Origin of the sequence: Bradyrhizobium sp. Mp27 (assembly GCF_029953005.1) — a bacterium.
GTDB lineage: Bacteria > Pseudomonadota > Alphaproteobacteria > Rhizobiales > Xanthobacteraceae > Bradyrhizobium > Bradyrhizobium barranii.
Genome location: NZ_JASAUS010000003.1, coordinates 42,823 through 55,506, shown reverse-complemented (window position 1 = coordinate 55,506; position 12,684 = coordinate 42,823). Strand labels below are relative to the sequence as shown.

The 12,684-nt window shown below is 64.6% G+C and carries 13 protein-coding genes; 11 read left to right on the top strand and 2 right to left on the bottom strand.

Going from position 1 to position 12,684, the window contains the following annotated elements; translation table 11 throughout:
• Positions 1 to 46 precede the first annotated feature (46 nt).
• Genes pstC through phoB form a run of 5 tightly spaced genes read left to right on the top strand, consistent with a single transcriptional unit; the run spans position 47 to position 4,154 of the window.
• On the top strand, positions 47 to 1,036 hold the full coding sequence (pstC, locus tag QJT78_RS03220; RefSeq protein ID WP_028148027.1) for a phosphate ABC transporter permease subunit PstC: 990 nt from the start codon (positions 47 to 49) through the stop codon (positions 1,034 to 1,036).
• 4 nt (positions 1,037 to 1,040) lie between these two features.
• Entirely contained in the window at positions 1,041 to 1,886 is an 846-nt protein-coding gene (pstA, locus tag QJT78_RS03215; RefSeq protein ID WP_028148026.1) for a phosphate ABC transporter permease PstA, read from the top strand.
• Complete coding sequence (gene pstB, locus QJT78_RS03210) at positions 1,883 to 2,704, top strand: phosphate ABC transporter ATP-binding protein PstB (RefSeq protein ID WP_014491298.1); 822 nt, start codon at positions 1,883 to 1,885, stop codon at positions 2,702 to 2,704. The genes pstA and pstB overlap by 4 nt, the downstream gene beginning before the upstream one ends.
• Positions 2,705 to 2,715: 11 nt before the next feature.
• Positions 2,716 to 3,432: a phosphate signaling complex protein PhoU gene (gene phoU, locus QJT78_RS03205; protein WP_028148025.1), complete on the top strand. Its 717-nt coding sequence runs from the start codon at positions 2,716 to 2,718 to the stop codon at positions 3,430 to 3,432.
• A 14-nt stretch (positions 3,433 to 3,446) separates the two neighbouring features.
• Complete coding sequence (gene phoB, locus QJT78_RS03200) at positions 3,447 to 4,154, top strand: phosphate regulon transcriptional regulator PhoB (protein ID WP_014491300.1); 708 nt, start codon at positions 3,447 to 3,449, stop codon at positions 4,152 to 4,154.
• 234 nt (positions 4,155 to 4,388) lie between these two features.
• Here phoB and QJT78_RS03195 read toward each other — a convergent pair whose 3' ends face one another.
• The gene (locus QJT78_RS03195) at positions 4,389 to 4,901 is read right to left on the bottom strand and encodes a GcrA family cell cycle regulator (RefSeq protein WP_014491301.1); all 513 of its coding nucleotides are present in this window, start codon (positions 4,899 to 4,901) and stop codon (positions 4,389 to 4,391) included.
• 456 nt (positions 4,902 to 5,357) lie between these two features.
• On the opposite strand from QJT78_RS03195, the gene QJT78_RS03190 reads away from it, so the two are divergent.
• From QJT78_RS03190 to QJT78_RS03180, 3 genes are all read left to right on the top strand, one after another.
• Complete coding sequence (locus QJT78_RS03190; RefSeq protein WP_028148024.1) at positions 5,358 to 6,566, top strand: aspartate aminotransferase family protein; 1,209 nt, start codon at positions 5,358 to 5,360, stop codon at positions 6,564 to 6,566.
• The gene (gene argF / locus QJT78_RS03185) at positions 6,566 to 7,489 is read left to right on the top strand and encodes an ornithine carbamoyltransferase (RefSeq protein ID WP_028148023.1); all 924 of its coding nucleotides are present in this window, start codon (positions 6,566 to 6,568) and stop codon (positions 7,487 to 7,489) included. Before QJT78_RS03190 ends, argF begins: the two co-directional genes overlap by 1 nt.
• A 253-nt stretch (positions 7,490 to 7,742) precedes the next feature.
• The gene (locus tag QJT78_RS03180; protein ID WP_038942142.1) at positions 7,743 to 8,750 is read left to right on the top strand and encodes an Hsp33 family molecular chaperone; all 1,008 of its coding nucleotides are present in this window, start codon (positions 7,743 to 7,745) and stop codon (positions 8,748 to 8,750) included.
• Between the two features lie 237 nt (positions 8,751 to 8,987).
• Here the strand turns inward: QJT78_RS03180 and apaG are convergent, their stop codons facing one another.
• Positions 8,988 to 9,380 (bottom strand): Co2+/Mg2+ efflux protein ApaG, encoded by a 393-nt coding sequence (gene apaG / locus QJT78_RS03175; RefSeq protein WP_014491305.1) that lies wholly within the window; start codon positions 9,378 to 9,380, stop codon positions 8,988 to 8,990.
• A gap of 180 nt (positions 9,381 to 9,560) precedes the next feature.
• Here apaG and QJT78_RS03170 point away from each other — a divergent pair, with 180 nt between their 5' ends.
• Genes QJT78_RS03170 through QJT78_RS03160 form a run of 3 tightly spaced genes read left to right on the top strand, consistent with a single transcriptional unit; the run spans position 9,561 to position 12,607 of the window.
• The gene (locus QJT78_RS03170; RefSeq protein ID WP_028148021.1) at positions 9,561 to 10,826 is read left to right on the top strand and encodes an OpgC domain-containing protein; all 1,266 of its coding nucleotides are present in this window, start codon (positions 9,561 to 9,563) and stop codon (positions 10,824 to 10,826) included.
• Entirely contained in the window at positions 10,826 to 11,605 is a 780-nt protein-coding gene (locus QJT78_RS03165; protein WP_028148020.1) for a lipolytic enzyme, read from the top strand. Before QJT78_RS03170 ends, QJT78_RS03165 begins: the two co-directional genes overlap by 1 nt.
• 12 nt (positions 11,606 to 11,617) lie before the next feature.
• Complete coding sequence (locus tag QJT78_RS03160) at positions 11,618 to 12,607, top strand: SGNH/GDSL hydrolase family protein (RefSeq protein ID WP_038942143.1); 990 nt, start codon at positions 11,618 to 11,620, stop codon at positions 12,605 to 12,607.
• Positions 12,608 to 12,684 lie beyond the last annotated feature (77 nt).

Genomic DNA, 12,684 nt, shown 5'->3' with positions numbered 1-12,684 from the left:
ACAACAAGCGTATATCAAACGGGCACAGGGGATCGGCGTGGCAGAGATGGCCGTTCAGAGCGATGTAATCGACGACGCCGGACCGTATGACCGCGCCAAGGCCTTGAGCGCCTTCAAGCTCGGCGACGTCACCTTCTACTGGATCACGCGGCTCTCCGCGATCTCGGTGCTGCTCATCCTCGGCGGCATCATCATTTCGCTGATCGTCGGCGCCTTCCCGGCGATGAAGGAATACGGCCTCTCCTTCCTGTGGACGCAGCGCTGGGCGCCGTCCGCCGATCCGCCGGTGCTCGGCGCGCTCGGGCCGATGTACGGCACGCTCGTGACCTCCTTCATCGCGATGCTGATCGCCATTCCCGTGGGTCTCGGCATTGCGATCTTCCTCACCGAGCTCTGCCCGCAATGGCTGCGCCGCCCGATCGGCATGGCGATCGAGCTGCTCGCCGGCATCCCCTCGATCATCTACGGCATGTGGGGCTTCTTCGTGCTAGGCCCGTTCCTGGCCAACACCTTCCAGCCCTTCATGATCAAGATCTTCGACGGCGTCCCGGTGCTGGGCGCGATCTTCGCGGGTCCCCCGTCCTATCTCAGCCTGTTCAACGCCGCGCTGATCCTCGCGATCATGGTGCTGCCCTTCATTACCTCGATCTCGGTCGACGTGTTCAAGACGGTGCCGCCGGTGCTGAAGGAAGCCGCCTACGGCGTCGGCTGCACCACCTGGGAAGTCGTCCGTAGCGTGGTGATCCCCTACACCCGCGTCGGCGTCATCGGCGGCGTCATGCTGGCGCTGGGCCGCGCGCTCGGCGAGACCATGGCGGTGACTTTCATCATCGGCAATTCGTTCCGCATCTCCTCCTCGATCTTTGCCCCGGGCACCACGATCTCGGCGGCGATCGCATCCGAGTTCGCCGAGAGCGACGGCCTGCACCAGTCCGGCCTGATCCTGCTAGGCCTGCTGCTGTTCGTGCTGACGTTCTTCGTGCTCGCGGCGGCGCGGTTGATGCTGATGCGGCTGGAAAAGAAGGCGGGGAACTAGCGCCATGAACCCGATCTATTCACGCCGCCGCCGCAAGGACATCGTCGTTCGCGGACTCTGCATGGCCGCCGCCGCCTTCGGCGTCACCTGGCTTGCGCTGATCCTGATGACGCTGCTCTACAACGGCATCGCCGGTCTGAACCTGGAGATCTTCGTCGCGGACACTCCGCCTCCGGGCTCGACCGAAGGCGGCCTGCGCAACGCCATCGTCGGTTCGATCATCATGACCGTGCTCGGCGTCGGTATCGGTGCGCCGCTCGGCCTGTTTGCCGGCACCTATCTTGCCGAGTACGGCCGCAACGATCGCTTGACCTCGGTGATCCGCTTCATCAACGACATCCTCTTGTCGGCGCCCTCGATCATCATCGGCCTGTTCATCTACGGTGCGGTGGTGGTGCCGATGCGCGGCTTCTCGGCGATCGCAGGCGCACTCGCACTCGCGGTCATCGTCATCCCGGTGGTGCTGCGCACCACCGAGGACATGTTGCTGCTGGTGCCGAACGCGCTGCGTGAGGCGGCGTCCGCGCTCGGCCTGCCGCGCTCGCTGGTGATCAAGCGCATCGCTTATCGTGCCGCGCGTTCCGGCCTCATCACCGGCGTGCTGCTCGCGACCGCCCGCGTCGCCGGCGAGACCGCGCCGCTGCTCTTCACTGCGCTGTCGAACCAGTTCTTCAGCCTCGGCCTGAACAAGACGATGGCGAACCTGCCGGTCACCATCAACAACTTCGTCCAGAGCCCCTACGCCTATTGGAAGCAGCTCGCCTGGAGCGGCGCGCTGCTGATCACGATTACCGTGCTTGCCCTGAACATTGGCGCGCGCATCCTTGGCGCCGAGAGGACCGCAAAATGAGTGAGCTTTCCGTATCGATGAGCGCGGCCGGTGGTTTGCCGCAGGCGCCGGTGTTGCCCGAGGCCCCGGCCAAGGTGACGGTGCGCAACCTGAACTTCTATTATGGCGAGCACCACGCGCTGAAGAACATCAATCTGGCGCTCGGCACCAACCGCGTCACGGCGTTCATCGGCCCGTCGGGCTGCGGCAAGTCCACCCTGCTGCGCATCTTCAACCGGATGTACGATCTCTATCCGGGCCAGCGCGTCACCGGTCAGCTCATGCTCGACCAGACCAACATCCTCGACCCCAAGCTGGACCTCAATCTGCTGCGCGCCCGCGTCGGCATGGTGTTCCAGAAGCCGACGCCGTTCCCGATGACGATCTACGAGAACATCGCCTTCGGCATCCGTCTCTACGAGAAGATCTCGAAGTCCGAGATGGACGACCGCGTCGAGAAGGCGCTGCGCGGCGGCGCGCTGTGGAACGAGGTCAAGGACAAGCTTAACGCCTCCGGCCTGTCGCTCTCCGGCGGCCAGCAGCAGCGCCTCTGCATCGCCCGCACGGTCGCAGTGCGGCCTGAGGTGATCTTGTTCGACGAGCCCTGCTCGGCGCTCGACCCGATCTCGACCGCCAAGGTCGAGGAGCTGATCCAGGAGCTGTCCGAGAACTACACGATCGCGATCGTCACCCACAACATGCAGCAGGCGGCGCGCGTCTCCGACAAGACCGCCTTCATGTATCTCGGCGAGCTGATCGAGTTCGACGACACCAGCAAGATCTTCACGTCGCCGACCGACCGGCGCACGCAGGATTACATCACCGGCCGGTTCGGCTGAGGAGACGGAACATGGGTTCTGAACATACCGCAAAGGCCTTCGACACCGACCTCCAGGAGCTCACGCGCCTAGTCGCCGAGATGGGCGGCATCGCCGAGCGCATGATCGTCGATTCCGTCGACGCGCTGATCCGCCGCGACGTCGCGCTCGGCCAGCGCGTCGTCACCATCGACACCGAGCTCGACGCGCTCCAGAAGAAGATCGAGGAGCGCGCCGTGCTCACCATCGCGCGCCGCCAGCCGATGGCGGTGGATCTGCGCGAGATCGTCGGCGCCATGCGCGTCGCGACCGATCTCGAGCGGATCGGCGACCTCGCCAAGAACATGGGCAAGCGCGTCGCGGCGCTGGAGACGGATTTTCATCCGCTCAAGCTGTTCCGCGGCCTGGAGCACATGACCGACCTCGTGCAGCAGCAGGTCAAGTCGGTGCTGGACGCCTATGCCGCGCACGATCTGCCGGCGGCGATGGCGGTGTGGAAGGGCGACGAGGAAGTCGACGCCATCTGCACCTCGCTGTTCCGCGAGCTGCTCACCTACATGATGGAGGATCCGCGCAACATCTCGTTCTGCATCCATCTGATGTTCTGCGCCAAGAACATCGAGCGCATCGGTGACCACGCCACCAACATCGCCGAGACCGTGTTCTACATGATCGAGGGCCAGGCGATCACCGACAAGCGGCCGAAGGGCGACATGACGACCTTCGCCACGACGGTCCCGAACACTTAAGGAGCTACGACACCATGGGCGCACGCATTATGGTGGTTGAGGACGAGGAAGCTCTCACCGAGCTTCTCCGCTACAACCTCGAAGGCGACGGCTATGACGTCGAGACGGTGATGCGCGGCGACGATGCCGACACCCGCCTCAAGGAGCATATCCCCGATTTGATCGTGCTCGACTGGATGCTGCCGGGCCTCTCCGGCATCGAGCTGTGCCGGCGGCTGCGCACCCGGCCCGAGACCAAGCAGCTCCCGATCATCATGCTCACCGCGCGCGGCGAGGAGAGCGAGCGGGTGCGGGGTCTTGCGACCGGCGCCGACGACTACATCGTCAAGCCGTTCTCGGTGCCGGAGCTGCTGGCACGCGTGAAGGGCCTGCTCAGGCGCGCCAGCCCGGAGCGGCTCGCCACGGTGCTCGCCTATGGCGACATCGAGCTCGACCGCGACAAGCGCCGCGTGGCGCGCTCGGGCCGGCCGATCGATCTCGGCCCGACCGAATATCGCCTGCTGGAGTTCTTTCTCGAGCATCCCGGCCGCGTGTTCTCGCGCGAGCAGCTGCTCGACAGCGTCTGGGGCCGTGACATCTACATCGACGAGCGCACCGTCGACGTCCATATCGGCCGCCTACGCAAGCTGCTCAATCTCGGCCGCGAGCAGGACCCGATCCGCACCGTCCGCGGCGCGGGCTACGCACTGGACGATCGCTTTGCGAAGGCGGAGCAGGCGTAAGGGGTTGCTGTGGCAGACGTGATTTAGCGGGCTGCCACAGCATCCTCGATGTCGTCCCTGCGTTCGCAGGGACCCATAACCACAGGGAGTGGTTTGGCGACGACTCGGAGTGATCATCCCGCGCAATAACTACGCGCCGGGATTATGGGTCCCTGCGTTCGCAGGGACGACACCGAGTGAGTTGAGCCGTCATCGCGTGACGGCGCCGTCTTCGTAGTCAGCTAATCCGATACCTCAGCGCGGACCAGGCTTCGCCGGCGCGCGCCGGCGATCCGCCGCGGGCTGATACGCCACGCGCGAGTGCTGGGCGCAGTAGGGCAGGCCGGAGAGCGCCTTGCCGCCGCAGAAGAAGAAATCCGGGCTCGAGGGATCGCCGACCGGCCAGTGGCAGGTGGCCTCGTTCAGCTCCAGCAGCGACAGCCGCTGGCTCATAGGCACGACGTTGTCGTAGGTGACCGGTTCGGCCTCGACCTCGACTTCGAAGGCTTGCGCCAGCGCGGTGTTGCCGCGTGCGATCGGGCGGGTCACCCGCATCATGTGCTGGGCGGGGCGCGCCTTGCGCGGCCGCGGCGCTGCCGATGAAGGGCTCTTGGCGCGGCCCGACAGGCCGAGCCGGTGCACTTTGCCGATCACGGCATTGCGGGTCACATTGCCGAGTTCAGCGGCGATCTGGCTGGCCGAAAGTCCGGCCTCCCAGAGCTTTTTCAGCTGCTCGACGCGATCATCCGACCAGGTCAAAACGGTCATTGCACCCTTTCCTTCGCCGGCGCCTGCCATCCTGGCGGCCGCACGGCGAATGCCTAAGCTTCGAAAAACCCGTGCCGCCAGAATCCCTTAAGGCTCGCCGGGCGCACCAGATGCGCCCGAACGCTTACGCCGGTACATGAGGACTTAGAGGATCAGAACTGCTGCACGAGATGTCGTATCTGACAAGCCAAACGCTACAATATGGCGTGACTCACGCGCAAGAGTCCGCCGACTCGCTTCCACATGTTCCGTGGCGGAAACACGCAAAATCGCCACCGCAAGACTACGGATTCTGCGTTTCGTGAGGCTTTCCGGGCGGCATTGACACCGGTTTCACCAAGCATAAGATAGTGATACGTGCCGCCCTTAAAAGGCGGCACGTTTCGTTTTCCGGGCCGGTCAATGGTGCGTTGCGCAATGCACGCTCACACCGTCCGCAACATTCAAGTGATCGTCATGACTAACAGCGCAGCGCCGCATTTGCTCCCCGTTTTCGCCAGGGCCGACCTCGGTTTCGAGCGCGGCGAAGGCTGCTGGCTGATTGCGACAAATGGCGATCGCTATCTCGATTTCACCTCGGGCGTGGCGGTGAATGCGCTCGGCCATGCTCATCCTGCGTTGGTCAAGGCGTTGCAGGAGCAGGCCACCAAGCTCTGGCACATGTCGAACCTGTTCCAGAGCCCGGACGGCGAGAAGCTTGCCGCGCGTCTGTGCAACGAAAGCTTCGCGGACTTCGTGTTCTTCTGCAATTCCGGCGCCGAAGCGCTGGAAGGTGTGATCAAGCTGGTCCGCCATCATCACTTCTCCAAGGGTCATCCGGAACGTTATCGCATCATCACCTTCGAAGGCGCCTTCCACGGCCGCACGCTGGCAACGCTCGCCGCGACCGGTTCGGCAAAATATCTCGAAGGGTTTGGCCCGCCGATGGACGGCTTCGACCAGGTCCCGCATGGCGATATCGAAGCCATCAAGAAGGCGATCGGTCCGCAGACCGCCGGCATCCTGATCGAGCCGATCCAGGGCGAGGGCGGCGTGCGTTCGGCAACGCCCGCCTTCCTGCGGGCGTTGCGCCAGCTCTGCGACGAGAAGGGCCTGCTGCTCGCGTTCGACGAGGTGCAGACCGGCATGGGCCGCACCGGCGATCTGTTCGCGCATCGCCGCACCGGCGTCACGCCTGACGTGATGTCGCTGGCCAAAGCGCTCGGTGGCGGCTTCCCGATCGGCGCGGTGCTGGCGACCGCGGACGCGGCTGCCGGCATGGGGCCCGGCTCGCACGGCTCGACCTTCGGCGGCAATCCGCTCGCGATCTCGGCTGCCAACGCCGTGCTCGACGTCATGCTCAAGCCCGGCTTCTTCGACCACGTGCAGAAGATGTCGCTGCTGCTCAAGCAGAAGCTTGCCTCCGTGATCGATCGTTATCCCGACATCGTCAGCGAAGTGCGCGGCGAAGGCCTTCTGATCGGCATCAAGGCCGTGGTGCCGTCAGGTGATCTCGGCGCGGCATTGCGCAACGAAAAATTGCTCACGGTCGGCGCCGGCGACAATGTCGTGCGCTTCCTGCCGCCCTTGATCGTCACCGAAGCCGAGATCGAGGACAGCGTCGGACGGCTCGAGCGTGCCTGCGCCGCGATCTCGTCCAGTCAGACCAAGCGGGCGGCAAGCTGATGAGCAAGTCCCCGAAGCACTTTCTGGATATCAACGAGCTCCCGTTGTCGGAGCTCAAGAGCATGCTCGCGGCCTCCTCCGCCATGAAGGCGAAGCAGAAAGCGCACCAGCCGGTGAAGCCGCTGGAAGGCAAGACGCTGGCGATGATCTTCGAGCGTCCCTCCACCCGCACCCGCGTCTCGTTCGATGTCGCCATGCGCCAGCTCGGTGGCGAGCCCATCATGCTGACCGGCGCCGAGATGCAGCTCGGCCGCGGCGAGACCATCGCCGACACGGCGCGCGTGCTGTCGCGCTATGTCGACGCCATCATGATCCGCATCCTCAATCACGAGGCCCTGCTGGAGCTGGCGGAATATGCGACGGTGCCTGTCATCAACGGCCTGACACGGCGCTCGCACCCTTGCCAGGTGATGGCCGACCTCATGACCTACGAAGAGCATCGCGGCCCGATCGAGGGCAGGACGGTGGCCTGGACCGGCGACGACAACAACGTGCTGGCGTCCTGGGCGCATGCCGCCGAGCGTTTCAAGTTCAAGCTCAATGTCGCGACGCCGCCGGAGCTTGCGCCGAAAAAGGTGATGCGGGACTTCATCAAGTCCACCGGCGCGCCGATCGTGCTCGGCACCGATCCCGAGGCCGCCGTGAAGGGCGCCGACTGCGTCGTCACCGACACCTGGGTGTCGATGGGCGACAAGGAAGGCGAGCACCGTCACAACGTGCTCAAGCCCTATCAGGTCAATTCGAAGCTGATGTCGCTGGCCAAGCCCGATGCGCTGTTCATGCATTGCCTGCCCGCCCATCGCGGCGAGGAAGTCACCGACGAGGTGATCGACGGCCCGCAATCGGTCGTGTTCGACGAGGCCGAAAACCGCCTGCATGCGCAGAAGGGCATTCTGGCCTGGTGCTTTGACGCGGTGAAGTAATCTCACTTGTAGCCCGGATGGAGCGCAGCGAAATCCGGGCTTGTGTCCGCAGTTGGAGTGGTCCCGGATTGCGCTACGCTCCATCCGGGCTAGGCGGGCTATCGCGTAATCCTGTGGCTATGGCTGCCGTATCAGCGCTTTGCGCGCCGGGACGACATCGAATTTGCAGGATCCTGTGCGATCATAAGTGCATCCGGAACACACCACCCTTGCGCCCCTTCCATTTCCGCCCTCCGACCCCAGATAAAGCGCCATGGTTTCCCAATCCCCTGACATGAATACCGGGCCCGAAGGCCCGGTTCGCGCACCATCAGCGGTTCCCATCGATGACGCCGTGCTGCCTTACGAGGTCGACGCACTCGACGTGCGCGGCCGCCTGGTGCGGCTCGGTCCCGCGCTCGACGAGATCCTGACCAAGCATGATTATCCCGCTGCCGTGGGCAAGCTGCTCGGTGAGGCCATCGTGCTGACGACGCTGCTCGGCTCGGCGCTGAAGTTCGAGGGCCGCTTCATCCTCCAGGCCCAGACCGACGGTCCGGTGTCGTTCCTGGTCGTCGACTACATGGCGCCGGATCGCCTGCGCGCCTATGCGCGCTACGATGCCGAGCGCCTCGGCGAGACCAAAGATTCCGGCGCGCTCCTCGGTAACGGTCATCTCGCCATGACCATCGACCAGGGTCCCGACATGAGCCGCTACCAGGGTCTGGTCGCGCTCGACGGTGGCAGCCTGGAAGATGCCGCCCACGAATATTTCCTGCGCTCCGAGCAGATCCCGACGCGCGTGCGCCTCGCGGTCGGCGAGGAGTGGCGCTCGAACGACGGCGGCAAGCATCGCTGGCGCGCCGGCGGCATGCTGATGCAGTTCCTGCCGAAGGCGCCCGAGCGCGCGCGTCAGGCCGATTTGCATCCCGGCGATGCGCCCGAAGGCGCGGAGGTGCATGCTGTCGCCGAAGACGACGCCTGGGTCGAGGCGCGTTCGCTGGTCGAGACCGTCGAGGACGTCGAGCTGATCGACCCCGAGCTCTCCGGCGAGCGGCTGCTGTTCCGCTTGTTCCACGAGCGCGGCGTGCGCGTGTTCAATCCGCTGGTCCTGAAGGCGCAATGCTCCTGCTCGCGCGACGCGGTTGGTGCGATGCTGAAGAGCTTCTCGCCCGACGACCGCGCCGCCATGGTCAAGGACGACAAGGTCGTCGTGACCTGCGAATTCTGCTCGTCGGTGTACCAGTTCACGCCGCACGAGGCGGGCGTGGAAGACGCGTAGGCATCGCATCCTCCGTCGTTGCAAGCCACACACTTGGTGTCATCGCCCGGCTTGACCGGGCGATCCAGTACTCCGAGACGGCTGTGATTGAGCCGAGAGGCTGCGGCGTACTGGATGCCCCGCCTGCCGCCTACGCTAAAGCTTCGGCGCCTCTAGACCTCAGCCCCGGCGAAGCCTTGGCGTAGCCGGGTCGCGGGGCATGACAGCTGCAAGTGTTGCGACGATCTCGGCGCGCCCCTAATTCAACACCCGCTTGTTGTCCGGGCTGTCCAGCGAGAACGTCGGCACGTCGATCTCGAAGCGTTCGCCGCTTTCGCTGACCATCTGGTAGCGGCCGGTCATGAAGCCCGAGGCGGTCGCGAGCGGCACGCCGGAGGTGTATTCGAAGCGCTCGCCGGGAGCCAGGGTCGGCTGCTCGCCGACGACGCCCTCGCCCCTGACCTCCTGCTGGCGGCCGGTGGCGTCGGTGATGATCCAGTGCCGCGTCTTCAGCTGCACGGTTTCGTCGCCGGAATTGGTGATGACGATGGTGTAGGACCAGAAATAGCGGGAGCGGTCAGCCGACGACTGCTCCGGAACAAAGTTCGGCTCGACGGTCACTTCGATCTGGCGGGTCACGGCGCGATACATGGCTGCCATCATAACGAAAACCCGGCCGGGAACCAACGCCCGCAGGCGGTTTTGGCGACATCGTGCCGCCAGAATTGCCGAGGAAGTAGACCCAATGTGATCCGGCCGCTTTGCGAGACGACGGCCGGGCCTGTACACTCCTTGATACGTCGCGATTTGCGGAAGGGTTTCGAACCCCCGATGACCATTGCCGACCAAGTGACGGGATCGACGATCGCGGGAACCGGCAAGCCTGCGGAGGCCAGACCTGCGGAGGCGAAGCCGCGCTCCGCCGCGCCGGCCATCACGCTGCCCGCCATCGGCGAGCGCGAGCTCCGGCTCGACCTGTTCCGCGGGCTCGCGCTGTGGCTGATCTTCGTCGACCATCTGCCGCCGAGCCTTTTGACCTGGTTCACGATCCGCAATTACGGCTTCAGCGACGCCACCGAGATCTTCATCTTCATCTCCGGCTATACCGCGGCGTTCGTCTACGGTCGTGCCATGCTCGAAAGCGGCTTCGTCGTCGCCACCGCGCGCATCCTGCGGCGCGTCTGGCAGATCTATGTCGCCCACGTCTTTCTGTTCACGATCTTCCTCGCCGAAATCTCCTATGTTGCGACCAGGTTCGAGAACCCGCTCTACACCGAAGAGATGGGCATCATGGATTTCCTCAAGCAGCCCGACGTCACGATCGTGCAGGCGCTGCTGCTGCGCTTTCGTCCGGTCAACATGGACGTGCTGCCGCTCTATATCGTGCTGATGCTGGCGCTGCCCTTGATCTTGTGGCTGATGAAATGGCGGCCCGACGTGACGCTCGGCCTCTCGGTCGTGCTCTACGCGGTGACCTGGGAATACGACCTCTATCTGTCGGCCTATCCGAACGGCTTCTGGGCGTTCAATCCCTTCGCCTGGCAATTGCTTTTCGTATTCGGTGCATGGTGTGCGCTCGGAGGTGCGCGACGCATGTCGCGCATCCTGGCGTCCCGCGTCACGATGTGGATATCGATCGTCTATCTGGTCGCGGCGTTCTACGTGACGCTGACCTGGTATGTGCCGCAGCTCTCCCACTTCATGCCGAAGCGGCTCGAGCAGTGGATGTATCCGATCGACAAGGCCGATCTCGACGTGCTGCGCTTCACGCATTTCCTGGCGTTCGCCGCACTCACCGTTCGCTTCCTGCCCCGGGAATGGCCGGGCCTGAAATCGCCCTGGCTGCGGCCGCTGATCCTCTGCGGCCAGCATTCCCTGGAGATCTTTTGTCTCGGCGTCTTCCTCGCCTTCGCCGGCCATTTCATCCTGGCCGAAGTCTCCGGCGGCGCAGCCATGCATGCGCTGATTAGTCTCTCCGGAATCCTGATCATGTGGGGCGTTGCATGGGTGATTTCGTGGTACAAGCGCGTGGCTGACAAGAGCGGTGCGAAAACCAAAAACGCCGTCGGCAACGCCGATCTGGCGGGAGGGGGCTGATGAAGGCGAAGGTTCTCCTGAGCCTGGTCCTGCTGTGCGGTAACCTCGCCGCGCCCCTGGCGCGCGCGGGCGATGCCGTGCCGGCTGTTCCGGCCGCGCCCCCGGCCTGCGAATTGCCATCCTATCTGCTCACCACTGAAAGCCAGCTTCCCCGGGTCGCCGATGCCATCAAGGCCGGCAAACCGCTCGAAATCCTGGTCATCGGCAGCCGCTCGACCACGATTCCGGCCTCGGAGGACAGCTCCTATCCGGCGCGCATGCAGGCCATCCTGCAGGACAGGCTGCTGCCGTCGGAGATCGTGCACGTCTCCGTAGAAATACAGAGCAAGAAGACGGCCGAGGAGGCGGCCGCCACTTTCGTTAAGCTGATGGAAGCAAAAAGGCCTACTTTGGTCATCTGGCAGACCGGGACTGTGGATGCTATCCGAGCGATTGATCCCGATGATTTTCGCGGGGCGGTGACCGAAGGGGTTTCCGCACTGCAAAAAGCGGGGGCTGACGTCGTGTTGATGAACTTGCAGTACAGCCCGCGTACCGAAACCATGATCTCGGTGCCGCCCTATCTCGACAATATGCGGGTGGTGGCGCAGGAGCATGACATCCCGCTGTTCGACCGTTTCGCGATCATGCGGCAGTGGAATGATCAGGGTCAGTTCGACCTGTTCAGCCCGTCCCGCGGGCCAGAGCTGGCGAAGCAGGTCCACGATTGCCTTGGCCGGGCGTTGGCACAGTTCGTGATCGACGCAGCCCATCTAGGGCCGGCCCAGCAGCAAAATTGAGGTCTAGCGTTAATGAGTTCTCTCCGCCCTTTTTGGTTGACGCCATGGCTGGCTGCGCCCGCGGCGGCTCTGCTGTTGCTGACGCCGGTGTCGCTGGCACCAGTGCAGGCGCAGGCCACGCAGGCAACGCCCGCGCCGCAGCAGGCCGCTAGTCCGGCTTCCGCTTCACCCTCCCAGACCACCGTCGCCGCGACGTCCCACGAGCAGCGCGGCGTGACCGCCCGCGCGATCGACAAGGTGAAGCAGGTGGCGAAATCCGCCGGGGACATTTTCAGCCGCGTGCCCTGCCTCACGCCGAAGGGTAGCTCGAAGACGATGGGCTCGCTGCCGCATGTCGCGGGCAAGCTCGTCGCCGGCAAACCCGTCGTGATCGTCGCGTTCGGCTCGTCGTCGACGGCAGGCTATGGCGCGAGCTCGCCCGATTTCAACTATCCGAACCGTCTTGCCGCGCAGCTCCGCCGGCAACATCCGACCGCCGACATCACCGTCATCAACGCCGGCGTCGGCGGCGAGGACGCGCCCGAGATGATGAAGCGCCTCCAGAAGGAGGTGATCGACGTGCATCCGGATCTCGTGATCTGGCAGGTCGGCACCAATGCGGTGCTGCGCAATCTCGATCCCGGTGACACCGCCAAGATGGTCGAGGACGGCATCTCCCGCATCCAGGCCGCCGGCGGCGCCGACATCGTGCTGGTCGATCCGCAATATTCACCGGCCGTCAACCAGCGCAAGGAGAGCGCCGGCAAGATGGTGCACCTGCTCGGCAAGGTCGCCGAGCTCCGACACGTCGGCATCTTCCCCCGCTTCGAGGTGATGCGCGACTGGCACGAGAATCAATCGATTCCGGTCGAGAGTTTCGTGATCGCCGACGGCCTGCACATGAACGATTGGGGCTATGCCTGCTTCGCGCAGCTCCTCGGCGACGACATCATCCGCTCCGTCGGCCAGATTAAGCTCGGCGTCAACGTGCCCGCCGACGTGCGGACGTATCGGCCGATGTGAGCTCGGTGCCGTAGGGTGGGCAAAGGCGCGCTCTTCGCGCGCCGTGCCCACCATCTATCGGCGATATGATCGTGAAT